The sequence below is a fragment of the Bacteroides congonensis genome (genome assembly GCF_900130125.1).
In the GTDB taxonomy this organism is placed as follows: Bacteria; Bacteroidota; Bacteroidia; order Bacteroidales; family Bacteroidaceae; genus Bacteroides; species Bacteroides congonensis.
In genome coordinates this window covers 191,211-217,337 of sequence record NZ_FQXY01000007.1, presented here as the reverse complement: position 1 = coordinate 217,337, position 26,127 = coordinate 191,211, and the positions used below count along the sequence as shown (strand labels likewise).

The following is a 26,127-nucleotide window of genomic DNA, read 5'->3' as shown; positions in this document are numbered from 1 at the left end:
ACATTATGAAAAAGATAAATATATATGTGTGGTTATTGCTTGCAGGCGGTTTATTAGCCTCTTGTAATGCTGATACTGTAGATGGAATTGATTTTGATGTGAATCTCCGCAATGAACAACAAGAGATATATGTAGGGGATGAAGTGACATTTGATTTTGATGGAAATCCTGATTATATCGTGTTCTATTCGGGTGAAGATGGTTGCAAATATGCCAATAAGGATCGCTTGAAGGTGGATGTGGAGTCTATGAATTTGTCGTACACGATGAAGCAAGTATATACAAAACCCTCTTATCAGAATCGTGCCAATATGCATATTTATGTATCGGAAGATTTTAAAGGACTTTGCACTGCTGAAGGTATTGAGGAAGCTACCTGGACAGAACTTTCCGGAGAAGGTGGATGGAGAGTCCCTACATGCCCGAATGTAACTACTGAAACTGTTACTGATAATGGGGATTTATCCGGTTATATGGATAAAAAGTTCTATTTGGCTTTCCGGTATGAAACACCGGCTTCAGAAGAATACCAACCCCGTTTTGATATTGAGCCTTTGACGCTGACAAAAACGGTGGAAGGACAGGAAATCAAGATGACTAATCCTGAAAAAGAATTTGGTTTTACTTATGTATTTCCGAAAGGGAAACCGGCAGGGAATTATAATCCGAGTGCGACAAGGCTTCTGTTTCAGCCTTCAGCGGATAATACAGGACTTCCGGCTGAAATATGGGCTATCAGTAAACAACTGGATCCTTCGGCTGTTTCTCCTGACGAAGGAACGCCCATCAAATCATTAGATATGACTGCTTCTTCATACACGTATAAATATATGACTCCGGGTGAATATATCGTGACGTTCGTAGCGCGTAATGCCAATATGTGGAATGTGGAAAGTGTAGTAAGAGAGGTAAAAATAACAGTTAAAGAAAGATGAGGACTATGGTGAGATTGAAGTATTTATATGTAGTGGCCGCTCTTTTTGCCGTTTCGTCGGTGTCTGCACAGAATGCGGAAAGGCAATTGGCTTTTGATAATTATCACCGTTATTTTGAAGAAGCGCAACGGACTTCACTGGATGCGGAAAAGGAGAAAGGACTAAAGCATTTTCGTGATTTTTATGCTGTCACTCCTTACCGCGGCCATGAGTTGAAGCGTGTTATGCCATTGTCGGACATTCTCGCTAACTGGCAGGATGACGGTCATTTCGCTGACCTGGAAGAAAGAGAACAACAAGTGATGGCGGGTAAAGACCAGGGAGCTATTGGAGAACTTCTGTCTGATGCGTTCTTTCGTATCTGGAAGGTAGCGGAAGAGTTCCGTACCGACCGTATGGGATACTCTTTGGATAAGAAAGTGTTTAAAAAGTGTCAGAAAGCAATCCTTCATTATGGTAATCTGGAGGTGAGCCGCAGTAATAGGGTACATCGTTTTCATGCTTCCTGTTTTGCCATTCCCACAGCAGCGGTTAATACTTATTTTTGTTTTTTGAAACAAATGGATAAGGTAGAAACCGGAAAAAATAAAGACCGGGAATTGGCGGATGTTTGTGATATGCTGAAAGTATTGGGGTTGCAGGCGTGGACACAACCGCTTCGACACGATGAAACGGATAAGAATGTAGTGCAGATTGAGCGTTTCCGTCAGCATGTATGGTGGGTAGGTGGCAACGCATTGGCATATCGGTCATTGCTTCCGGTAGCGGTGATGTATCAGTCGGTACCGATGATTGAGCTACTGGCTGAAGTGGCAAAACGGGGAATCGGATGTACGGCACAGTCTGTCTATGATGAGGCTTTTTGGACGGAAGGTTGTACGGCAGACGGAGCCGGCTGGGGACACGGAATGCAGTGCTTGATCTGGGGATATCCTATTGACGGTACATTAAGTGCCCTTGGCATGCTGACTTCTCTAAAGAATACTCTTTGGGAAAGTAAACTGGACAAAGATAATGTAGAAACGTTGTTTAATTATATAGAGGGTAGCAACTGGTTCTATTATAAAGGGTATCCGTTGCCGTATTTAGATAGAAATACTGCCCAATATAATCCCGATAAAAGGGATATCCGTTCTTTGGGTATAGCGAGACAGTTGTTGAAAGACTGGTCGGACTCTTTTGATGCCCGGCAGCAGAATGAACTGAACAGTTTCAAGAAAGAAGCGGAACAGCGGAATATTAATATGAATGGTTATCCTGCCGGATTATATAGCGGGACGCGCTGGTTCTTTAATAATGATAAGTTGATAAAGAAAAATGAACGTTACCACATTTTCGTGAATATGTCATCCGTCCGCTGTGATGGTCTTGAAAGTGCTTCCGGGTTTGCTGATGCTTATAATTTCTATCCTACGGATGGCATGACTTTGTTTCAGAGAAATGGGAACGAGTATGCAAAGGTGATTGGTGCCTGGGATGTGACCGCTACACCGGGAGTTACGGCAAGAGAAGGAATGGACAAACTGGTACCGGTTACTAACTGGCGTGGGTATTGCAGTAAGCATAATTTTGCCGCTGCGGCTACGAATGGAGGAGAGAATGCTGTTGCTGGGTATCTTCTTGAGAAAATGAATGCTTCGGAAAAGGAAGGTGTGAATGATAAAGGAAATAATATCCGGAAAAATGAAGTCCTTTATGGGGTAAAGGCTTACAAATCTTATTTCATGTTGGGAGATTATATGATAGCTTTAGGAGCCGGCATCACTAACTTGAATCCGCAGATGGAAGGAACGATTCGCACGACAATTGACCAGACATTGCACGAAAGTGATGTATTGGCGATGCAGGATGGTAAGCAAATACCGGTAGGAAAGGGAGTATGGTCATTTTTTGTGGGTGGCAAGCCTGTGTGGGTGACGCAAAAAGGTAAATTTTCTTATACTATATTGCCCGAATATACCCGGAATGCTTCTTTTGTGTATGAGACTAAAAAAACGGACTGGGTGGGACGGAATGGTTCCAACAAAGGAAAAAAGGACTTGCCCGGACAAGTGGATATTCTTCGCTTGTGGATAGACCATTCTCGGACTCCGGTGGATGACACTTATGGTTATGTAGTGTATGCCGGCGATGGAATGCCGATGGATAAGTTGCCTTTTCAGGTATTACGTAATGATACGCTGGTACAGGCTGTTGAAAATAATAACGGTGAAGTGGTGGAAGCGGTCTTTTATAAAGAGGGAACAGGATTGAAGACTTCTCGCGGAGAATTGTCTGTTTCGGCTCCATGCGCAATATTGATAGATAAGGATAAATTGTCTGTTACAGATGCGACGATGAATCCGGATTGTAAGGAAATCACAGTCAATTATGGCGGTAAACGGATAACAGTAAATATGCCGCAAGGTATGTTGTGCGGCAAATCTGTGACGGTGGATTTATAGACAATGAATGATAAACTTTTAAATGAATACCAATATGAAAAATAAGTTATTCCATATAATTACAGGAATGTTTATCGCATCCTTTTTCTGTGGATGTGAAAATAGTGATGCGGAAGACAGTCAGTTGGAACAGATTCCGGCTGTATTGTCCGGTAAAGCTTATACTTTTGATCCGGATGCTGAAGGAGAAATCTGGAAAGCAGGTAAGTTTGTCGGCATGTATATGCTGAAAGAGAATACATCTGAGTGTGTGGCACCTTATCAGAATGTGCAATACCAGACAACTGTGGAACCATTGGGCTATTTTACTCCGACTGCCAAAGAGGATGTACTTTATTATCCGCAAGATGGCAGTAAAGTGGATATTATTGCTTACTATCCATGGAAAGAGGATTTGAGGGATGACAGGTATCCGTTGAATGTAGGCAATCAGGCAGCCGCTGCTAATTTTAGCTTTTTATATGCCGGCAATGGTAAGGGGGTAAGCAAGGATAATAATAGGGTGACTTTTGAACTCCGTCCTGTATTGTCGGAAGTTGTATTTAAGTTGATTGCGGGAGATGGCGTCACGGATCAATATTTGGAAGAATCGGTTATCACTGTTGCCGGAATGAATACAAAAGCGGATTTTAATTTAGTATCGGGACAGTTTGAGGCGGTTACTGAGGTAAAAGATATTAGTTTTGTGGCTTTAGAAGATGCCAATGGAGCTTCCGGCCAAGTATTTCCTGCGGTTATGGATGATAACCATGTTGCCAGCATCAGATTACCTAAGATGAATCGGGAATATCAGTGGAACTTGACTGAAGAGATAAGTGAACTGAAACCGGGAATGCGATATACTTGCAGTGTCACGGTGGGACTTAACAAAATAGAGGTTGTTACCGATGAAGAACCGATTGGTGATTGGGGGAATGGCAGTAATAATGAAGTGGCCGGAAGTGAGAACTTAATCGGAACCTTGATTGAAGATTTACCGTTGGGAACAATGGTGTATGGCTTAAACGACCCGTTAGGTAAAATGGAAGAAGGTACGTGGTTCTATACAAGAAATAATGCAACTCCGGACGAAAGTCTTTTGAAATCTGTCGTAGAAAGAGATGAAACAATAGGGCATAATGTTATTCATACTACTTATATCGACAAGAAATCGTGGTTTACTTATTATATGGGCTATCGTATGAAGAATGCGAAAAGGACAAAATATAGAATCACGTTGAAAGTAAAAGGAACGGATGGTAAGAATCTCAGGTGTTTTATCCAGAATGCAAATGGTACGGATTTAAATACTGCTGTATTTGTTGCTTCTGATAAGACAGCTTCTGGAGGTTATAATGGATTTCGACAAGTGAATCTCAAAGATACCTATCAAGTACAGACATTGGATTTTGATTTTTCCAAAATGGTAAAGGATCCATTTGGGCATACGGCGGATGAATCTCGTGAAGCAACAGATAAAGCATTGGCAGATTTCTATATAGGTTTCGGCTATAATAGTGTGGCTAACCTGGATTTCTATATAGCGGAAATTTCTATGACAGAGTTGAAATAGTAATCTTTTAAATACGAACGAATATGAATAAACAAAATATACTGACGGGAATAATAATGGCATCCGGGCTTTTATTCTCTTGTGAACAAGCTGAGATGGAACATACTCTTGGCACATCCAACGCAGGAAAAGAAGTATCTTTTCATATAGGCATCTCTTCGTTGACCCGCACTGCCACTACCGGCAATAAAACGGTTTTTGTAGCAAATGATGAATTAGGTCTTTTTGCAGTCAATCGTAGTGGGCTGAATGTGATAGAGGGGCAGGGAAATTTGAAGTATGTCTATCATGACAATCAATGGGACGCAGAGAAGGCAATCACTTTCCCAATAGATGGAAGTTCGGTGAATTTTTACAGCTATTATCCTTATTCGGCTTCTGTCACAGCTACTACATTTGAACATCAGGTGGCAAAAGACCAGTCTGTAGGAAATGCCTATGACCAAAGCGACCTTCTTTTGGCTAGTCATACCACATCTACTGCGGATGATACATCCATTACCCTGACTTTTGCCCATAAGTTAGCATTGGTAGAAGTCATTTTGCCTTCGGATAAAGTGGGCGTTTCTGCCGAAATGAAGGCAAAACGTACGGTAACCGTGGATTTGTTGAAGCAAACCGCCACGCTGAAAGACGCTGATACTGAAGAATGGATTATTATGAAAAAAGTATCGGATACAGTATTTCGTGCCGTTGTTCCTGCTCAAACTTTAGGTGTGGGGCATCTGATTCGTATAAAATTAGATAGTGGAGGATATTATCATTATAGTATAGATTCCAGAGTAACATTGGTTGCTAATGAAATCAATACATTCAGTATGACTGAGCGGTTGATTTGAAAAAAACAATAGGAAGATTTAATAACTTCTTCCTATTCTATTAATCTTTTCTGCCGTTCTATTGATCAATTCATCTAATTGAATTATCCGGTTGCACTTGTGCAACCGGAATGATACACAAGAGCAACTTGGTTGTTACACTTGTCTGTCCGACCAGTTGCACAAGTGCAATTTGATATTTGCCAGTTAGATACGAAGATAATAGGTGGTATCAGTGGTAATTCGTTGATAATTAGAATAATATGATGAAAGTGCAGTTTTTCTTCAGAAAAAAGCAAAAACATCCTATTGTTTTTTGTGAACTTATCTTAAAAACAAGGCGTTTTCAGACTTAACTGCTTGATTACTACCTCTGCGACATTTTTGTATTTCCCCCTATAATACTTAAGAATAATACAAAAATGTCGCAGCATATTATTCGGTTCGTTTGCAGGCATTTGCCAGGAAGAACTCATTCAATGTATCTTCAAAATTTCCATGAATCAAAATGTGATGATTGCCCAATGGATTCTTCAGGAAATATTCTGCCGGAGTATTCATCCGTATGCGGGCTTGTGTCCGGCACATATTGATATAATTCGTATTTTCGGATAGGGTTCCGGTAGAGAGGTAGTACTCGTCCAGACATTCACCGCCGCACTTTATGATAGTCACGTCTCCTGTCGGGAGCAATCCCTGGATGGCAATTCCTTTTTCCGTTTCGAAATGGTTGCGGATAATATACCTTTCCGTTTGTTTCAGCCCGATGGTACAGTGTGCTAAAATAAGTTCGTTGGTACGTGTATTAATCATGGAAGGATTTGCCATGAATCCGTCTTTTCCGGTCAGTGACTTCACGGCAAGCAGGGTGAATATGGATTGAAGGTCACCTTCGCAGCCTGCCATTATTCCGTCATCGTTCAGCAAGGACAATGCCAGACAGCCGGTAGTGTCAATTTGCTCAATCAGTTTGAAACAACTTAGTGTCAGTGCTTCCAGCTTCTCTTCTTCGCATACTTTCTTGATAGCCCGGTAGAGCCGCATCGCTTTGATAATATCTTCAGGAGTTCCCTCTCGGCAGGCAAGAGCTTGCGAGGCGACTGCGGCACAGGAAGCACCTACTTGATCATCCGTGATTTGTTGAAAATGTTCATAGATACGTTCCAGTGGAATGTCTATGTATTCGATGCCCCAACGGCGTTTTGCCAGCAGATAGTCAACATTACTGGCGACCAGCCAGGATGAAGGAGTGCCGATAACTCCGATACGTTTGCCGAATAAGGAACGTTGTGCCCGGAAATTATTATAAAGTATATGTACACGCTGTATAATGGATGGCAGTTCACCATGAAGGATTTCGCTCTTCATTCCCCTTCCGCGAAGCCATGTAGATATCTCCAGGGCGGCTGCAAGAGAGTTTTGCATGCCATCTGCCAGTAAAATGGCAGGGCGGGGGAGGTTTTCGAAATGTTGGATGACCAGCCTTTCTACTCCACCGGTAGCGATAAAAATAATTTTGAAATCATCACTCGTCAACTTGTCCATATCCTGATAGTCGACGAGTTTTACGGTATAATATTTTTCAAGTTCACTCAAAATCGCTTCGTGTGAACTGCGCAGTGAGACTTGTTTATGAAGTAGTGACGCGAATGAGATAAGGTGTATGGTCATTATGATATTGTTTTAAGTTTTCCGTATGACAAATGTATAGCTTTATTTTCAAAATCCCATAACGTTTTTAACCTTGCTAAGGTTTTTAAAGTTTTTATGTCTCTGTATTCAAATTATTGCGTACATTTGCAGCTCCAAGTAGATAAAGTAAATAGTAATTAAGTAATTTGTAGTTAAAATTATGCCAACCATATCCATTCGCGGAAACGAGATGCCTGCATCTCCTATCAGAAAACTGGCTCCTTTGGCAGACGCTGCCAAGCAACGCGGAGTCCATGTATTTCACCTGAACATCGGACAGCCTGACCTGCCCACTCCTCAGGCCGCGATTGACGCGATACGCAATATTGACCGCAAAGTGCTGGAATACAGTCCCAGTGCAGGTTACCGTAGCTATCGCGAGAAATTAGTAGGATATTATGCAAAGTTCAATATCAACCTTACGGCAGATGATATAATCATTACATCGGGTGGTTCGGAAGCGGTATTGTTTTCTTTCCTTTCCTGCCTGAATCCGGGGGACGAGATTATTGTTCCGGAACCGGCTTATGCTAACTATATGGCATTCGCCATCTCTGCCGGAGCGAAGATTCGCACTATTGCTACGACTATCGAAGAGGGTTTCTCACTTCCAAAAGTGGAGAAATTTGAAGAGTTGATAAACGAACGCACCAAAGCGATACTGATTTGTAATCCGAATAACCCGACCGGTTATCTGTATACCCGTCGCGAGATGAATCAGATTCGTGATCTGGTGAAGAAGTATGATTTGTTCCTTTTCTCCGACGAGGTATATCGTGAATTTATTTATACGGGTTCTCCTTATATCTCTGCCTGCCATTTGGAAGGTATCGAGAATAATGTGGTACTAATTGACTCCGTTTCGAAACGTTATTCGGAATGTGGAATCCGTATCGGTGCGCTGATTACCAAGAATAAAGAAATACGTGATGCTGTCATGAAGTTCTGCCAGGCTCGTTTGAGCCCCCCTTTGATCGGACAGATTGCTGCTGAGGCTTCACTGGATGCTCCGGAAGAATACTATCGCGAGACGTATGACGAATACGTGGAACGTCGTAAATGCCTGATTGACGGCTTGAACCGTATTCCGGGTGTTTATTCCCCAATTCCGATGGGCGCTTTCTATACCGTAGCAAAACTTCCGGTAGATGATTCGGACAAGTTCTGTGCATGGTGTCTTTCTGATTTCGAATATGAAGGTCAGACGGTATTCATGGCTCCGGCTTCCGGTTTTTATACGACTCCGGGTTCCGGCATTAACGAAGTCCGTATCGCTTACGTGTTGAAGAAAGAAGATTTAACCCGTGCGCTTTTTGTTTTGCAGAAGGCTTTGGAAGCGTATCCGGGAAGAGTAGATTAATCATTAATCACTAAAAAATTGTCTCTATCACTTTTCATAGCCCGGCGTATCTATCGTGAAAGCGATGGCGGAAAGCAGGTGTCACGTCCTGCGGTCCTCATTGCCATGGCGGGTATTGCTATCGGACTGGCGGTCATGATTATAGCTGTGGCGGTAGTTATCGGGTTCAAAAGTGAAGTGCGAAATAAAGTCATAGGATTCGGCTCGCATATCCAGATTACCAATCTGGATGCGGCCAGTTCTTATGAGACTCATCCAATTATAGTGGGGGATAGCATGATGGCGGCTCTTGCCGGTTATCCCGAAATAAGCCACGTACAGCGTTTTTCTACGAAACCGGGCATGATAAAGACGGATGATGCTTTTCAGGGAATGGTGCTGAAAGGTGTCGGGCCGGAGTTTGATCCCCGCTTCATGGAAGAATATTTGGTGGAAGGCGAAATTCCGGTTTTCAGTGACTCTGTTTCCAGTAATCAGGTACTTATTTCCAAGGCTTTGGCTACGAAGATGAAGTTGAAGTTGGGGGATAAGATATATACCTATTATATACAGGACGATGTACGTGCCCGGCGGCTGACTATTGCCGGAATTTATCAGACAAACTTTTCCGAATATGATAATCTTTTTTTATTGACTGACCTTAGTCTGGTGAATCGCCTGAATGGTTGGCAACCGGAGCAGGTGACCGGAGTGGAGCTTCAAGTGAAAGATTATGATAAGCTGGAAGATACGACGTATGAAATAGCAATCGACACTGATAACCGGCAGGATGAACTGGGCGGCGTATATTATGTGCGTAGCATCGAACAGTTGAATCCGCAGATATTTGCATGGCTTGACTTGCTTGATTTGAATGTGTGGGTGATTTTGATTCTGATGGTAGGCGTTGCCGGCTTTACCATGATTTCCGGTTTGCTGATTATCATTATCGAACGTACGAACATGATTGGTATCCTGAAGGCTTTGGGAGCGAATAACTTTACGATTCGCAAAACCTTCCTTTGGTTTGCCGTTTTCCTGATTGGTAAAGGGATGCTTTGGGGAAATGCCATCGGTTTGGCATTCTGTATCCTTCAATCCCAATTCGGTATTTTTAAACTTGATCCGGAGACTTATTATGTAGATGTGGTTCCGGTTTCTTTCAATATATTGCTTTTCCTTTTGATTAATATCGGCACATTGTCGGCTGCTGTCCTGATGCTGATAGGCCCTTCATTCCTGATTACAAAAATCAATCCGGCGAGTTCCATGAGATACGAATAGGGTAACTCTCTAAGCTGAGTTTTTGGGAACAGCCCCTTATATTTATCTTCTCATAAAGTCTCCTTTACCACGGAAGAAGCGGCAGAGTTTGAAATTCAATGACTGCATCGGTTGGAGAATATCGAACACAGGCAATGAGAAATAATATTTCCTGTTGCCACCCATCTCTTTGGCTGCCTGGTTGATAATGACGGCTTGCACTGTGTAGCGAATCAGCCAAAGCAATAATGCGATACCTGCCGGCAGCCAATGGAAGCTAAGAATGCCGAATACAATACCAGTGATACAAGCGGCATAGAACAACAGGCGTGACAGGGTTTCAAAACCTAATAAGTAACGTTGCGCTCCACGATAAAAACGTGAAGTAGCTATATAGCTGACTTTTTCCTCTTTCCAGTCTTTATAACGGTAAACAGGTTGTATCCGCATGGTAGCATTGAAGTCCGTTTCTACACGGGTATTGCTGCTGTTGGCTATCTGATTGATAAATAAATCATCTTCTCCGCGTTGCAGGTTCAGATAACTGGAAAAGCCTTTCTGCTTGAAGAATAATTCTTTGCGGTAGGCAAGGTTGCGACCGATACCCATGTAAGGCTTTCCGGCCAAGGCAAAGCCCAGGTAACGCAATGACTGGAACAGTGTATCGAATGCGACACGTTTGTGCAGCCATCCTTTGGTGCGGTCATAGCCGCTATAGCCCAATACCACCTGCGTTTGCGAGGTAAAGTTGCGTGCCATCAGTTTCAACCAATTCTTACTTGCGGGGATACAGTTGGTTTCCGTGAATACGAGCCAGTCGTGTTTGCTGGCTTTGATGCCCAATGTCAGAGCCAGTTTCTTATGGCTGATATAGCGGGCGCTGTCCGGTGTAAAACTGTGGTAAAGATGAGGATATTTCTCTTCCATAAATCCCAGTACATCTTCTGTCTCGTCTGTGGAAGCGTCGTTGATGACAATGACTTCAAATTGCGGATAATCCTGTTCCAGTATGGCAGGCAGGACTTTACGCAGGTTATCAGCTTCGTTGCGTGCACAGATGATGACGGAAAGTGGCGGCAATTCCCGTGTGAAGTGAGCTTCCTCTTTACGTACTGCCTTGTTACGCAGATGTATCCGGTTGTACAAACCGAGATAGTAAATAAGCTGAATGATAAAAAGAACTCCTGCTGCTGATAATGCAATCAGCTCGGCAGTATTGAATGTAAATGCTTCCATGAATTATAGTGTCGTTTTTACGCTCACAAAAGTACGCATTTTTTCGGTAGTTCTTTCATTTTAGAAGAAGCTTATTTCGCGAATCCAGATATTCTTTCTTGAACATATCAACGAAAAGGAAGAATAATGATAGCAACAGCGGCCCGAAGATGACTCCCATAAACCCGAATATCGGCAAACCGATGACTACACCGAAGATAGTGATGAGCGGATGTGTGTCCGCCATCTTCTTTTGAAGGATAAACCGGATAAGGTTATCGGATTGTGAAATGACTATGGCGCCATACGCAAACAGGCCGATTGCATTGAACCAGTCGCCGGTCAGGGCAAAATAGACAGATACCGGAAACCACACCAGTGCGGTACCTACCATCGGGATAATAGTGGCAAAGCAAGTGAAAAAGCCCAGAAGCCATATATTGGGGGCACCAAAGATGAGGTAACCTATCATGGCGACTCCCCCCTGTATAATTGCCAACAAAGGAATGCCTATGGCATTGGAACGCACAATCATAAAGATTTCGTTTGTTACTTCCTGCGTATTCTTGTCATTGAAAGGAAGGATGTCATCAATGTAAGCTTCCATTTTTCTTCCGCCCATGAGCATGAAATAAAGGACGAATATCATGACGAACAGATTGATAGCCAGGCTGCTGATACTGCCCATGATAATTTGTCCGATACGTGGTGCTAAAGAAATGAGAAATGACAACGTATCATTTCCCAAAACGTCGTATCCGGTTTTTGTCTTGATGGCTTCTGCCGTTTGCTGGATTGGTTCGATGAAGGTTTGAGGATCCAGATTAATGTTCTTCAGCAAGTCGACGAGTAACCATACCGTCAGACCCACAGGAGCTAGGAAAACGAGAATTGTTTCTACAATAATCAGTAGTGCGGCAATGCTGCGTTTCATATTTTTCCTGTTTATCAGGTAGCCCATTTGTCCGCGTACCAGGATATAAATGGTAAGTGCGCCCAACAGTCCCCCCATAAAAGGAGTGATTTGTCGGAAAATAATGACTCCCATTAATAGTATAATGATAATGAGGGAATATCTCCAGTATTTTTCTTTCATGCTTTTTTAATGTAATAAGTTCTTTACACAATAACACATAAAAGCATGGAAAGGTTTGTTTTATAGCGGCATATCAATGTGAAAAACTGTTTTTCCGGGAGAGCTTTCCTTGACGGTGAGATGCCCGTCGTGAAGGCGGATGATTTGTTTGCAGAGACTTAACCCGATGCCACTGCCTTCTGATTTGGTGGTAAAAAAAGGAATAAATATCTTTTCCTGCAATTCGGGCGGAATACCCGGGCCGTTGTCCGTAATGTTGATGGATAGGCGTTCATCTTGTTGTACGTGGATATTGATTCTGCCTTCTTCTTTTTCTTCCAGTGCTTGCATGGAGTTTTTCAGAAGGTTGAGCAGGACTTGGGAGAGTTGGTTTTCGTCACCTTGCATATGAATCGTTTCGGGATGGCAGGTCAGTGTGAAGGTAATATTGTTTTCTTTGAAATCGCCGGACAGGAGTTCACGGAGATTCTCCAGGGTTGCCGTAAGTGAGAAAAGTTTCTTTTCAGGTTGTGGCAGGTAGGAGAGATGGCGGAAGGATTCGGTGAATTGTAACAAACGTTCGCTTTGTGCCTGAATGATGCGGAGTCCGCGAACCGCTTTCTCGTTGATGTCCGGATAGGCGGAAAGTGTTTGCGACAGGGAGATAATGGGAGCGATGGTGTTCATTATTTCATGGGTGAGCACGTGGCTTAGTTTGTTCCACGATTCACTTTCCTTGTCGCTAAGTTCGTCGCCGATATCCTTGATAGACAAGAGGGTGATTGTTTCATCTTGTAGTTTCATGTGGTTTTGTGAAAGGCTGAGATGTTCCTTTCTGCCTTTTTCTTGTAACAGGGATTCCAGTTGCCGGTATCGGGTTAATTGTTGGCAGCCCAATAAGGAGAGGGCGGCGCTGTTTGCCATGATTATCTTTCCGGTAGAATCCCATGCCAATACACCGCTGGGCACTTCTTCCAGAAGTGAGCGGTAGAAGTGTTCCTGTTTGGAATATTCTGATTGGGTTCTGGCGAGCAGGAGATTGATGCGGTTGAGAGAGCGGTTCAGCTTTTCCTGTTCTTTGCTGACGTTTTGTTCGGGGAAGTAAAGCATATTGTCCTTATCTTCTATGGCGTCGAAAAAGATACGTAACTTTTGGTTGAATGAATTCAGCTTGTTTACCAGTCCGCTGATTTGGAAGAGGGAACAGGTGATTAATAATGTGCCTGTCACAAATCCGCGTTGTGAGATGATAAGCCAGGCGCCTGTTCCCGAGGTGGCGAGAATAAGTACGACGTGTAGCAGTATAATCCAATAGATGTGTCGGCTGAATATCATGCTGTTCAGGATTTGAAGCGTTTTAGTTTGTTATAGAGTGTCTGACGGCTGATTCCCAGTTGTTCGGCAGCGGCGGTCAGGTTTCCATTGTTTTGCAGGATGGCTGTTTCAATGGCTTGCCTTTCCACTTCTTCCAGATTGGGGACAGTACTGGTGGTTTGCGGTTTCCAGGTTTGTTTTACCAGAATGTCTTTGGGGCGTATCACGTTGCCTTCACATAAGATAACGGCTTTCTCGATAGCGTGCTGCAACTCCCGGATATTGCCTGGCCAGTGGTAGGAGCGTAGCTTCTCAATCGTTTGCTCGTGCATCCGCATTTCCGGACGTTGGTATTTGGAAGCGAAACGGTGGAGAAAGGTTTCGACGAACAGGAGTATGTCGTCACCCCGTTCCCGCAATGGAGGGATTTCCAGGTGGATAGTGTTGATGCGGTAAAATAAGTCCTCGCGGAATAATCCTTGTTTCACCATTTCCGGGATGTCTTTATTGGTGGCGGAAATGAGCCGGATATCAACGGGGATGACTTTATTGCTCCCGATTCGGGTGATATTCCTGTTTTGTAGTACGGTCAGTAATTTGGCTTGCAGTGCGAGGGGAAGATTGCCGATCTCATCCATAAAAAGCGAACTGCCGCTGGCGGCTTCGAACTTTCCCGAACGGCTTTTGTAAGCGTCCGTAAAAGCCCCGCGCTCGTGTCCGAAAAGCTCGCTCTCGAAAAGGGATTCGCTGATAGCTCCCATGTCGATGCTTAGCATTGGGCGGGTATTGCGTGGGGACAGGCGGTGTATTTCCCTGGCCAACATTTCTTTTCCGGTTCCGTTTTCTCCGGTTATCAGGATATTGGCATCGGTTTTGGCTACTTTGTTGACTACCTTTATTAATTGCAGCATGGCGGGAGAGTGCCCTATCAGCATTTCCGGCTTGTTCGGATTGCCGGAGCCGGTGGTTTGGTTCTTTGATTTCGAGGAACTTTTCCCGTTTGATTTATGATTGTATGCTTCCTTTATTTTCTGAACCAGTGTCCGGTTATCCCAAGGTTTGAGAAGAAAATCGGTAGCTCCGTGCTTTAAGGCTTTTACGGCCAGTTCCACATCTCCGTAGGCGGTCAGCATCACCACAGGGAGCGCAGGGCGGATTTCGTGAATACGTTTCAGCCAGTACAATCCTTCGTTGCCGTTATTGATACCGGCTGAAAAATTCATATCGAGGATTACAATATCAATGGAAGTGGTAGTGAGCAGTGTCGTTATCTGGTTAGGATTAGCGGCTGTACGGACTGTGCTGAATTCATTTTCGAGCAAAAGCTCCAGTGAAGCCAACACGCTTTTGTTATCATCTACTATTAAAATAGTTCCGGTTTCCATATATGTAAGATTGGGGGTATCTGTCTGGGTTGAATGATTCTCTAAGTTTTCGGGTAAAGATATTCGTTTTTGCTTTTCTCTGCAAGGGAGTGTCCAATAATTAGACATTTTATGATACATTTCTTGAAACATGGCTTTATTCTATGTTCTGTCTAAGGAATATTTAGAGTCTGAACGTTTGATAATTGTTGTTTGCACGCAGGTTGGGCGGCTCTTTATTGATAACGTCCAGATTTTGGACGATATGGTGTGTAATAATTGGACGGAAATAAGATTAGGTAATATGTTATCTGTTTTATAATCAACGGCTTAAGATTTGTGGCATTGTGTTTGCTTTTTTATCTGCGTAACACACAATCCCATATATAATAGTAAAGAATGAGGAACATTTTCTTTTTATTGTTTTTATTTCCCCCGATTGCGTATGCTCAACCGACAATGAGTCTGGACGAATGTATCCGCTTGGCATGGAAGCAGAATCCTTCTATACGGAACAGTGCTATCGGCATAAAGGAAGCACGGGCGGATTATACTGCCGCTATCGGTACATTTCTTCCCCGCATAGCAGCCAACGCAGAAACAGGAAAGCGTTTCGGGCGTTCGATAGACCCGGATACCAATGGATATACGGAAAAAACTTTTGAAGAAGGAACAGTAGGTCTTGATATGACTTTGTCTTTGTTTGAAGGATTCTCACGTATCAATCAGGTTCGTTTTCGGAAAATGAATAGGGAACGCAGCGAGTGGGAACTGAAAGACAGGCAGAATGAACTCGCATATCAAGTGACGGATGCTTACTACAAACTGGTTTTGGAGAGAAAACTCCTGAATCTGGCCCTGGAACAAAGCCGGTTGAGCGAACGATATTTGAAACAAACCGAAGCATTTGTGGAACTGGGCTTGAAATCCGCTTCTGATTTGCAAGAGGTGAAAGCCCGCAGGGAAGGGGATATATATCGTTATCAGTCCCGTGCCAATAGTTGCCGGTTGGCATTGCTGCATTTGGAACAGTTGATGAACTTTCAGCCGGGCGATACACTTGTCATTCAGGATACGATTGCCGAATTGGACAAGCTCCCGTTACTTTCACTGCCGTCCACGGAAACATTGTATGGTCAATCTCTGGAAATACTTCCTGCCATGCGTATGATTGATTTAAAGCAGAAAGCTGCCCGCAAGGAATATGCAATGGCGGGCGGAGCTTTTTCTCCTTCTATTTATGCTCGTTTTACGGTCGGTTCCAATTTCTACAACACTGCATTTTCCGCCAGGCAATTACGGGATAATATAGGAAAGTATATCGGCATTGGTATCTCTTTCCCTTTGTTGAGTGGTTTTGAACGTCTGACGAATCAGAGGAAGCTGAAACTGAACCTGTATCGCCTGAAGAATGAAGAAGAACTGGAGAAGCAACAGCTATATACCGACATTGAGCAAACCCTTCTTTCCCTGCGTGCCGGATATATGGAACATCAACAGGTATTGCAACAGTTAAGTGCGGAGACTCAGGTTTTGAAAGAGTCCGAACGGAAATGGGAGGAAGGGCTTATCTCTGTCTTTCAGTTAATGGAAGCCCGCAATCGTTTTATCTCCGCTAAAGCAGAACTGGTTCGTGTACGTTTGCAGGTAGAGATGATGGTGAAATTGGAGAAATATTATCGGGAAGGAACTTTTTTATAAAAAACAGAATAAATCTTATGGATACACCTATTGAACGCAACTCCGGCATTACCCGCAAACACCTATATATAATAGGAGGCATAGCCTTTGTCATTGCCGTTATTTTATATTTCATGCTTAGAGATACCGCCTCTACCATGACTGTGGAGAAAGAACGCCTGACGATTGCCACCGTTGAGCGTGGTGAATTTAACGACTATATCCGCGTCATCGGTCAGGTAATGCCCAACCGTATTATTTATATGGATGCCGTGGAAGGCGGACGCGTGGAAGAACGTCTGAAAGAAGAAGGTGCTATGGTGAAGGCAGGCGACGTGATTCTGCGTCTCAGCAATCCGCTGTTGAACATCGGCATTATGCAGAGTGAAGCGGATTTGGCTTATCAGGAAAACGAACTCCGTAATACCCGTATCAGCATGGAGCAGGAACGCTTGCGTTTGAAGCAGGAGCGTATCGGACTGAATAAGGACAGGATGGTGAAACAGCGTCGCTACGAACAATACGGCCGTCTGATAAAAGAGCAGCTCATTGCGCAAGAAGATTATCGTCTTGCCAAGGAAGAATATGAGGCAGCCAAAGAACAACTGGATGTCATTGACGAACGCATCCGTCAGGATAATATCTTCCGTGAAAGCCAGGTAAGCAGCCTAGACGAGAATATACGTAATATGAAGCGAAGCCTTGCGTTGGTGCGCGAACGGATTGAGAACTTGAAAGTAAAAGCCCCTATTGACGGGCAGGTAGGTAACCTTGACGCACAGATAGGACAATCAATAGCGGCGGGTGAGCACATCGGTCAAATCATCACCCCTGATTTGAAAGTGCAGGCACAGATTGACGAGCATTACGTGGAGCGTGTTGTGCCCGGATTGCCGGCTGACTTTACCCGTGATGGTGGTAGCTATAAACTGGAGGTGACAAAGCCCTATCCGGAAGTGAAAGAAGGACAGTTCCGTACCGACTTGCAGTTCACAGCCGGACGGCCGGAGAATATACGTGCAGGACAGACTTATCATATAAATCTTCAGTTGGGCGACCCTGCACAGGCTATTTTGGTGCCGCGTGGCGGATTTTTTCAAATAACCGGCGGGCGATGGATGTATGTTGTAGATGAAAGTGGTAAATTTGCTATTCGCCAGCCTATCCGCATCGGACGACAAAACCCGCAATACTATGAGGTCACCGAAGGGTTGAAACCTGGCGACCGGGTGATTGTTTCCGGATATGAGTTGTTTGGTGATAATGAGAAACTAATATTGAAATAAGGTCGTGATATGATAAATTACTTCTCACAAGTGATTCTTTAAAATATGAATAACTAATAAATATTGAACTGATTATGATTAAGACTGAAAAACTGACAAAACTCTTCACAACCGAAGAAGTGCAGACAAAAGCTTTGAACGAAGTTACCTTGCAGGTGGAACGTGGAGAATTTGTAGCTATAATGGGGCCTTCGGGATGCGGTAAGTCCACACTGCTGAATATTTTGGGCACACTTGATTCTCCTACTTCCGGTTCTTATCTATTTGCCGGGCAACAAGTGGATAAAATGAGCGAGAACCAACTGACAGCTCTTAGGAAAGGCAATCTCGGCTTTATCTTCCAGAGTTTCAACCTGATTGACGAGCTGACCGTATATGAGAATGTGGAATTACCCCTTGTTTATCTGGGTGTCAAAGCCGACAAGCGCAAAGAAAGGGTAAATAAAGTACTCGAAAAAGTGAATCTGCTGCATCGTGCCAACCATTATCCCCAGCAACTGTCCGGAGGACAGCAACAGCGTGTAGCTATTGCCCGTGCCGTGGTGACGGACTGTAAATTACTTCTCGCCGACGAACCTACTGGAAATCTGGACTCGGTGAACGGTATAGAAGTAATGGAACTGTTGAGCGAACTGAACCGTCAGGGGACTACTATCATTATCGTGACCCACTCCCAACGGGATGCCATGTACGCACACCGTGTCGTTCAATTGCTGGATGGACAAATTGTAGCCGAAAACATCAACCGTCCACTGGAAAAGAATACATCATCTAAAAACGAAACCGTATGATAGGAAATTACTGGAATAGTGCCTGGCGGAATCTGATGAAACGAAAAAGGTTCAGCTTCATTAATATATTCGGACTGGCAGTTGGTATGGCATCGGCATTGCTGATTCTCACTTACGTGACCTTTGAATTCAGCTTTGATAAAATGCATACGAAGTATGACCATATCTACCGCGTGCAAAGTACGTTCCACGAAGGGGATGTGCTGACCGACTACTGGGCAAGCAGTTCTTTCGGATATGGTTCGGCTATGAAAGAGAACCTTGCCGGAATTGAAGATTATACCCGAATCGGTTCCCTGTTCCAGCCGGAACAAATCGTGAAATACGGAGAACTGACCTTGCGGGAGAATCAGATAGCTTATGCTGAGCCGAGTTTCTTTCGCCTTTTTGATTTCGAACTTCTGAAAGGGGATAAGAAAACCTGTCTTTCCATGCCTGGGCAAGTGATAATTACCGAACGCATTGCCCACAAATATTTCAAAGATGAAGACCCCATCGGAAAGATACTCATCTTTACCGGAACGTACGATAAAATATCGTGTGAAGTGACCGGAGTGATGAAAGAAATGCCTTCCAACTCGCATATACATTACAGTTTTCTGATTTCTTATAAGTCTTTGCCCAAGTATGTGCAAGAGTATTGGTACAAACACGAGGCTTATACCTACGTCCTGCTCGACTCTCCCGAAAGGAAAGCGGAAATAGAGAAAGAATTTCCTGTAATGGCGGAAAAGTACAAGACGGATGAAGCGTTGAAAAACAAGACATGGGGAGTCTCTTTAATTCCTTTGGCGGATATACATCTTACTCCGCAAGTAGGATACGAAGCGGAGACAAAGGGAAACCGTTCTTCCATGATTGCTTTGATTTTCGCTGCCATTGCTATTTTGGCGATTGCCTGGATAAACTATATAAACCTTACCGTAGCCCGCTCAATGGAGCGTGCCAAAGAAGTGGGAGTACGGCGGGTAGTGGGAGCTTTCCGCAAGCAGTTGATTCACCAGTTCCTGTTTGAAGCATTGGTAATGAACTTGATAGCTTTTGTACTGGCTGTAGGATTGATAGAACTGATTCTTCCGTATTTTAATCAATTGGTAGGACGTACCGTAACCTTCTCCGTCTGGTTGATGGATTATTGGTGGATTTTACTTGTTTTTGTTTTCATTGCCGGGATATTCCTTTCCGGATATTATCCGGCATTGGCTTTGCTGAACCGGAAACCGATTACGCTATTGAAAGGAAAATTCCTGCATGGCAAATTCGGCGAGCGAACACGGAAAGTATTGGTTATCATTCAATACACGGCTTCGATGATATTGCTTTGCGGCACATTGATTGTCTTTGCGCAGTTGAACTTTATGCGCAGCCAGTCTTTGGGAGTAAAAACTAATCAGACATTGGTGGTCAAGTTCCCCGGTCATACCGAAGGACTGAATACAAAACTGGAAGCGATGAAGAAAGCAATAGCCCGTTTGCCTTTAGTGCATCAGGTTACTTTTTCCGGTGCAGTGCCGGGCGAGGAAGTGGCAACTTTCCTTTCCAACCGTCGCACCAATGATGCCTTGAAGCAGAACCGCTTGTATGAAATGCTTGCTTGTGACCCCGATTATGTGGATGCCTATGGACTGCAAGTCGTAGCCGGAAGAAGTTTCTCGGAAGACTATGGAGACGATGTGGATAAACTGGTGATTAACGAAACGGCTGTACGTAACCTAGGCTTTACGTCTAATGACGAGGCGATAGGGGAGTTGGTGACCGTTGAATGTACCGATGCTCCGATGCAGATTATCGGGGTCGTGAAGGATTATCATCAACAGGCGTTGAGCAAGAATTATACCCCCATCATGCTGATTCATAAAGATAAGATTGACTGGTTGCCACAACGCTATATTTCTATTGTAATGACTTCCGGTGACCCTCGTGAACTGGTATCACAGGTACATGAGATTTGGAACCTATACTTTGCGGATTCCAGTTTCGATTACTTCTTCCTCGACCAGTTCTTCGACCATCAGTATCGTCAGGATGAAGTGTTCGGTGTGATGATTGGCTCTTTTACCGGTCTGGCTATTTTCATTTCCTGTTTGGGACTTTGGGTATTGGTCATGTTTTCCTGTTCTACCCGTACCAAAGAAATGGGAATACGCAAAGTGCTCGGTGCTTCCCGTTGGACACTCTTTTATCAGTTGGTCAAGGGATTCTTCCTGTTGATTCTGATAGCGGTTATCATTGCTCTTCCGGTAGCCTGGTTCAGCATGAATGTCTGGTTGAGTCATTATGCTTTCCGTACGGACTTGAAGGCATGGTTCTTTATTGTACCTGTATTGCTGATGCTGTTTATCTCATTTATAACAGTAGCTTTCCAGACCATGAAGATAATAATGAGCAAACCTGCCCGTTCTTTACGATATGAATAATCTCTGAATCACTCAATCGGGTATTCGTTAATATCCGATTGATTTATGTTAAATGTTAACGAGTCTGTTGCTTTTATTAAACCATGTTATAAGATGAGCTGCTTCACTCCGAAAATTTGGAGATATGCGGAAAGTACGTATCTTTGCAATGTGTTTTTCATAGTATTAGATTTAAGGTTAACAAAAAAGATTGGCTGTCTGGGATAGATAGCCTTTTTTTATGCCCTTTATTGTCCTTCTATTTTTCACAAGTATATCTCATCTCCTGATTCTTTTCCGTCCATCTCCTAAAATATGTTTTTCAACACATATGCTTATTTTTCTATTATTATCTTCTTGTATTCTAAAAAAAATCTCTTAATATTGCATTTGTATTATTTGTCAGACAAATAATACAAATAACAAAAATCTAATGATATGAAGATAGAAATCAATCAAACAACGTTAATTGACCAGGTAGAAGACAGTCTACTTACCTACTTTAAAAAGAATGATTTGGGACGTGGGGACTCTATTCCTAATGAGAATAGTTTGGCGGCTGAACTGGGAGTTGCAAGAAGTGTGGTTAGAGAGGCACTGAGCCGTCTGAAAATGATGGGGTTGATTCATGCGCGTCCCCGCAAGGGAATGGTTCTGACCGAGCCCTCTATTTTGGGAGGAATGAAAAGAGTGATAGACCCTCGTGTTTTAAGTGAAGAAACAATTTTGGATTTGCTGGATTTCAGAATTGCGCTCGAAATAGGTATATCAAGTGACATATTCCGTAAAATAACTCCCAAGGATATTGAGGAATTGAGTGAAATTGTAAAAATGGGAATTGTTTTTGAAAATAACGAATATGCATTAATCAGTGAATCGGCTTTTCATACGAAATTATATAAAATCACCGGAAATAAAATCATATCCGAATTCCAGGAAATCATTCATCCTATACTTGTCTATGTGAAAGAAAAATTCAAGGACTACTTAAAGCCTATAAATATAGAGATGAGTAAAAGCGGGCGGATAGCTACTCATGCCGATTTACTGGATTTTATCAAAAAGGGGGATGAGAAAGGATACCGGGATGCCATCGAAAGACATTTTGAGGTTTATAAGATTTTCAAAGTAAACCGGAGTCAGGAGTTGCTGGCGGAGAAAGAGGAGAATGAAAAGGCGGAAAGTCTATGAAAAAGCGGCATCTGATAATTTTATGTTTATCCTTAATAGTATTGTCTATGAGTACGTCTTGTTTTAGAAAAGAAGAGAAGAGGATAGAGGCACAATGGGAAAATGCATTGTTGCTTCCGGGATGTGCCGGCATGCCGGAGAATATCGGATTAGCGGGGGCATATTCCGGGATAGTGGAAGGAAAGCTGCTTGTGCTGGGTGGAGCAAATTTTCCGGATAGGTATCCTTGGGAAGGAGGTACTAAGACTTGGTGGTCTGCTTTATATAGCTATGACTTGGATACAAAGAACTGGTCTGTTTTTGATGATTTCCTTGGCCGGCCGCTTGCTTATGGGGTTTCAATAAGTTTGCCGGAAGGTTTATTGTGTATCGGTGGATGCGACCGTGTGCAGTGTAGCAATAAAGTATTTCTTATAAAAAAAGAAAGAGATTCGTTTGTAATAGATTCTGTCAGTTATCCATCTTTGCCGGTTCCGTTGGCTAATGCAACGGGGGCTGTTTGTGGTAATTGTATTTATATTGCTGGGGGGCAGGAGTCTATGGTAAATGAACGGTCAACTCATCATTTTTATATGCTTGATTTACTTCATAAGGAGAAGGGATGGCAGAAAATGCCGGCTTGGGACGGTCCTTCCCTTTCCTATGCAGTAGGCGTGGTTCAAAGCGGGAAGTTTTATCTCTTCAGCGGAAGAAGCTATGCACCGGATAAGGCGATGACGGAATATACGGAGGGGTACGTATTTGAACCGGACAGCAAGCAATGGGACAAGTTGACCGATACTTTTCCGGTAATGGCGGGAACTGCTGTTCCGTATGAAAACGATAAGATAATTTTATTAGGTGGAGTGGAAGAAATGTTGCCGACCTCTCCTGAACATCCCGGTTTCAGCCGTAAAGTACGGATATTAAGTACAGAGACAAACAGATTGATTGATACGATTGATTGCCCTTATCCCATTCCTGTTACCACAAATGCTGTATATACGCAAGATACAGTTTATATTGTGAGTGGGGAGGTACAACCCGGCATACGGACACCGTTAATCTTGAAAGGAATTTTCCGAAAGTGAAATAAAATAATAATCTAATTAAATGCATTATGAAAAATTATGAAAGACTGGAAGGTATGGTTGCGGCCACCTTCACCCCAATGGATGAAAATGGGGATGTGAATTTATCTGTTATTGATAAGTATGCTGACTGGATAGCATCAACTCCTGTGAAAGGGGTATTTGTGTGTGGTACGACCGGTGAGTTTTCTTCGTTGACGATTGACGAGCGTAAGGCAATTCTTGAAAAATGGGTGGCTTCTGCTGCCAAGCGTTTCAAGGTGATTGCTCACGTCGGTTCAAACTGCCAGCGGGACGCAATGGAACTGGCACGTCATGCGGCACAGGCGGGAGCTGATGCCATCGCTTCAATTGCCCCTTCTTTTTTCAAACCGGGGACAGTAGATGAACTGGTTGATTTCTTTGCACCGATTTGCCGGGCTGCCGGTGAGTTGCCTTTCTATTATTATAATATGCCGTCAATCACAGGGGTTAACTTGCCGGTGGATAAATTTTTGGTAGAGGGTAAGAAGAAAATGCCAAATTTGGTAGGTACGAAGTTTACTCATAATAACTTGATGGAGATGGGGGCTTGCATCGACTTGGAACAGCATAAGTTTGAAGTATTGCATGGCTTTGACGAAATTCTGATTGCTGGTTTGTCTATGGGAGCAGTGGCAGGTGTAGGAAGTACGTATAATTATATCCCTAATGTCTACCATGCCATCTTCGAATCAATGAAGAAAAATGATGTGAAGACGGCGCGTGCCTGGCAAATGAAGTCTATTCGTACGGTAGAGGTGATTATTAGATATGGCGGCGGCGTACGTGGCGGTAAAGCTATCATGAAATTGATAGGCATTGATTGTGGCAGTTGCCGGTTACCGATAAAAGCTTTTTCAGTGGAAGAGTATGAAAAACTGAAAGGTGATTTGGATGCGATAAAATTCTTTGAGTTCTAGTGATATGAAAGAGGAGATGACAGTAAAAGTGTATTGCTGGGGTTAGCTACTTTACTTCCTGTCTATCTCCCCCTAATCTAGTTAAATGCGTTCAAATTTACCTAAAATAAAGATACTATGAAAGTAAGTAAGAAAATATTTATCATATTTTCGATGATTTTATTATGGATACCGGATATATCTTTGGGTAAAGATATAAGGTTCGAACTGGAAAGACCTGTCATCCCTGTTTTGGTCAAGAAGCAAATTAATCCAACTATTAAGGCAACTTTGATTCAAACAGACAACCGCCCTTACGTCATTCGTCAAATTGATGTTGACTTGCAGGGAAGTACGGATTTGTCTGATATTGTTTCTGTTGCGGTGTACGGAGTTCATAAAAACGGGCTGATAGATGAATCTCGTCTGATGTGTAAACCGCTACCTGCTGCACGGAAAATATCTTTTACAGATAATATACAGGTGAAAGATGATTCCTTGTCTTTCTGGATAGCAGTGACCTTGAAAGATACGGTTTCATTGGCACACCGTATTAGTGTGAATTGTAGCCGGATAAAAACGAGTCGGGGAGAACTGAAAGCCTTGAATAAGGAGGCTATTCCCCTGCGAGTAGGAGTTGCCTTAAGACAGAAAGGACAGGATGGCATTGTTTCTTCACGTATTCCGGGGTTGGCTACCAGTAACAACGGAACTCTATTGGCTATATTTGATGCCCGTTATGATTTGGCTCGCGATTTACAGGGAAACATAGATATCGCTCTTCATCGGAGTCTTGACAAAGGACTGACATGGCAACCCATTCAAACGGTATTGGATATGGGAGAATGGGGAGGCTTGCCGCAAAAGTTTAATGGAGTGAGTGATGCCTGTATCCTTGTGGATAGAAATACGAATGACATTTATATAGCCGGATTGTGGATGCACGGTGCATTGGATGATAATGGCAAGTGGATAGAGGGCCTGAATGAAAACAGTACTTACTGGATACATCAGTGGCGGAAGAAAGGTTCGCAGCCGGGAACCGGTCTGAAAGAAACCTGCCAGTTCTTGATAACTAAGAGTACGGACGACGGACTGACATGGAGTTTTCCTGATAACATAACAGGCAAGACCAAACGTCCTGAGTGGTGGCTATTCGCTCCGGCTCCCGGAAAAGGGATTACACTGGCGGACGGTACTTTAGTATTTCCTACGCAGGGACGTGATGAGAAAGGTACTGCATTTTCCAATATTACATATAGTAAAGACTACGGAAAAACATGGATAACCAGTAATCCGGCTTACTCAAATGTGACGGAATGTAATGTAGCTCAGTTAAGCGATGGCACTGTGATGCTGAATATGCGTGATAATAGAAACCGGGGGAACAAAGAAATAAATGGCCGGAGAATCTGTACGACAACGGACTTAGGCGGGACGTGGACAGAGCATCCCACGTCGCGGAAGTCATTGGTGGAACCGACTTGTATGGCAAGCCTGCACCGGCATGATTATACTGTGAACGGAGAAAAGAGAAGCATACTTTTATTTGCCAATCCCAGCGATTATAAGACACGGGATAAATTGACTTTGAAGGTTAGTTTTGATGACGGAATGACATGGCCTGAGAAATACTGGATTCTGTTTGACCAATATCGTAGTGCCGGTTATTCCAGTATCACGTCAATAGATGAAAATTCAATAGGGATATTATATGAGAGCAGCCAGGCAAATATGGCTTTTATTAAAATTGATTTGACGGAAATTCTAAACAGGTAGGTC

At 43.3% G+C, this 26,127-nt stretch carries 19 protein-coding genes; 14 read left to right on the top strand and 5 right to left on the bottom strand.

The window, feature by feature from the left end; all coding sequences use genetic code 11:
- Window positions 1-5 precede the first annotated feature (5 nt).
- Genes BQ7997_RS02310 through BQ7997_RS02295 form a run of 4 tightly spaced genes read left to right on the top strand, consistent with a single transcriptional unit; the run spans window position 6 to window position 5,770 of the window.
- On the top strand, window positions 6-935 hold the full coding sequence (locus BQ7997_RS02310; RefSeq protein ID WP_073343119.1) for a DUF5017 domain-containing protein: 930 nt from the start codon (window positions 6-8) through the stop codon (window positions 933-935).
- A gap of 5 nt (window positions 936-940) precedes the next feature.
- Window positions 941-3,379 (top strand): polysaccharide lyase family 8 super-sandwich domain-containing protein, encoded by a 2,439-nt coding sequence (locus BQ7997_RS02305; protein ID WP_073343544.1) that lies wholly within the window; start codon window positions 941-943, stop codon window positions 3,377-3,379.
- Between the two features lie 34 nt (window positions 3,380-3,413).
- Window positions 3,414-4,931 carry a fimbrillin family protein gene (locus BQ7997_RS02300; RefSeq protein ID WP_159436738.1) on the top strand — a complete coding sequence of 506 codons (1,518 nt, stop codon included), beginning with the start codon at window positions 3,414-3,416 and terminating at the stop codon, window positions 4,929-4,931.
- Between the two features lie 23 nt (window positions 4,932-4,954).
- Window positions 4,955-5,770: a fimbrillin family protein gene (locus BQ7997_RS02295; RefSeq protein ID WP_073343113.1), complete on the top strand. Its 816-nt coding sequence runs from the start codon at window positions 4,955-4,957 to the stop codon at window positions 5,768-5,770.
- A gap of 414 nt (window positions 5,771-6,184) precedes the next feature.
- On the opposite strand, the gene BQ7997_RS02290 is transcribed toward BQ7997_RS02295, so the two are convergent.
- A complete protein-coding gene (locus BQ7997_RS02290) occupies window positions 6,185-7,420 on the bottom strand; it encodes a fucose isomerase (RefSeq protein WP_073343110.1) in 1,236 nt (411 codons plus the stop codon).
- Window positions 7,421-7,601: 181 nt separating this feature from the next.
- Between BQ7997_RS02290 and BQ7997_RS02285 the strand changes: the two genes are divergently transcribed.
- Window positions 7,602-8,801, top strand: coding sequence for a pyridoxal phosphate-dependent aminotransferase (locus BQ7997_RS02285; RefSeq protein ID WP_022138953.1), 1,200 nt, complete (start codon window positions 7,602-7,604; stop codon window positions 8,799-8,801).
- An 18-nt stretch (window positions 8,802-8,819) separates the two neighbouring features.
- Window positions 8,820-10,064, top strand: coding sequence for an ABC transporter permease (locus BQ7997_RS02280; RefSeq protein WP_073343106.1), 1,245 nt, complete (start codon window positions 8,820-8,822; stop codon window positions 10,062-10,064).
- A 42-nt stretch (window positions 10,065-10,106) separates the two neighbouring features.
- On the opposite strand, the gene BQ7997_RS02275 is transcribed toward BQ7997_RS02280, so the two are convergent.
- Genes BQ7997_RS02275 through BQ7997_RS02260 form a run of 4 tightly spaced genes read right to left on the bottom strand, consistent with a single transcriptional unit; the run spans window position 10,107 to window position 15,032 of the window.
- On the bottom strand, window positions 10,107-11,279 hold the full coding sequence (locus BQ7997_RS02275) for a glycosyltransferase (protein ID WP_022138951.1): 1,173 nt from the start codon (window positions 11,277-11,279) through the stop codon (window positions 10,107-10,109).
- A 55-nt stretch (window positions 11,280-11,334) separates the two neighbouring features.
- Window positions 11,335-12,354 carry an AI-2E family transporter gene (locus BQ7997_RS02270; RefSeq protein ID WP_073343103.1) on the bottom strand — a complete coding sequence of 340 codons (1,020 nt, stop codon included), beginning with the start codon at window positions 12,352-12,354 and terminating at the stop codon, window positions 11,335-11,337.
- A gap of 60 nt (window positions 12,355-12,414) precedes the next feature.
- The gene (locus BQ7997_RS02265) at window positions 12,415-13,668 is read right to left on the bottom strand and encodes a sensor histidine kinase (protein WP_073343100.1); all 1,254 of its coding nucleotides are present in this window, start codon (window positions 13,666-13,668) and stop codon (window positions 12,415-12,417) included.
- A 5-nt stretch (window positions 13,669-13,673) separates the two neighbouring features.
- Complete coding sequence (locus BQ7997_RS02260; RefSeq protein ID WP_073343542.1) at window positions 13,674-15,032, bottom strand: sigma-54-dependent transcriptional regulator; 1,359 nt, start codon at window positions 15,030-15,032, stop codon at window positions 13,674-13,676.
- Window positions 15,033-15,410: 378 nt separating this feature from the next.
- Between BQ7997_RS02260 and BQ7997_RS02255 the strand changes: the two genes are divergently transcribed.
- From BQ7997_RS02255 to BQ7997_RS02220, 8 genes are all read left to right on the top strand, one after another.
- Window positions 15,411-16,712, top strand: a complete 1,302-nt coding sequence (locus tag BQ7997_RS02255) for a TolC family protein (protein ID WP_073343097.1) — start codon at window positions 15,411-15,413, stop codon at window positions 16,710-16,712.
- Window positions 16,713-16,729: 17 nt separating this feature from the next.
- A complete protein-coding gene (locus BQ7997_RS02250; protein ID WP_073343095.1) occupies window positions 16,730-17,977 on the top strand; it encodes an efflux RND transporter periplasmic adaptor subunit in 1,248 nt (415 codons plus the stop codon).
- 74 nt (window positions 17,978-18,051) lie between these two features.
- Window positions 18,052-18,768, top strand: a complete 717-nt coding sequence (locus BQ7997_RS02245; RefSeq protein WP_022138944.1) for an ABC transporter ATP-binding protein — start codon at window positions 18,052-18,054, stop codon at window positions 18,766-18,768.
- Window positions 18,765-21,185, top strand: a complete 2,421-nt coding sequence (locus tag BQ7997_RS02240) for an ABC transporter permease (protein ID WP_073343092.1) — start codon at window positions 18,765-18,767, stop codon at window positions 21,183-21,185. Before BQ7997_RS02245 ends, BQ7997_RS02240 begins: the two co-directional genes overlap by 4 nt.
- A 417-nt stretch (window positions 21,186-21,602) precedes the next feature.
- A complete protein-coding gene (locus BQ7997_RS02235) occupies window positions 21,603-22,355 on the top strand; it encodes a FadR/GntR family transcriptional regulator (protein ID WP_044653863.1) in 753 nt (250 codons plus the stop codon).
- Complete coding sequence (locus BQ7997_RS02230; RefSeq protein ID WP_458692834.1) at window positions 22,352-23,425, top strand: hypothetical protein; 1,074 nt, start codon at window positions 22,352-22,354, stop codon at window positions 23,423-23,425. Before BQ7997_RS02235 ends, BQ7997_RS02230 begins: the two co-directional genes overlap by 4 nt.
- 29 nt (window positions 23,426-23,454) lie before the next feature.
- Complete coding sequence (locus BQ7997_RS02225; RefSeq protein WP_022138939.1) at window positions 23,455-24,366, top strand: dihydrodipicolinate synthase family protein; 912 nt, start codon at window positions 23,455-23,457, stop codon at window positions 24,364-24,366.
- Window positions 24,367-24,483: 117 nt separating this feature from the next.
- Window positions 24,484-26,124, top strand: coding sequence for a sialidase family protein (locus BQ7997_RS02220; RefSeq protein WP_073343089.1), 1,641 nt, complete (start codon window positions 24,484-24,486; stop codon window positions 26,122-26,124).
- Window positions 26,125-26,127: the final 3 nt, after the last annotated feature.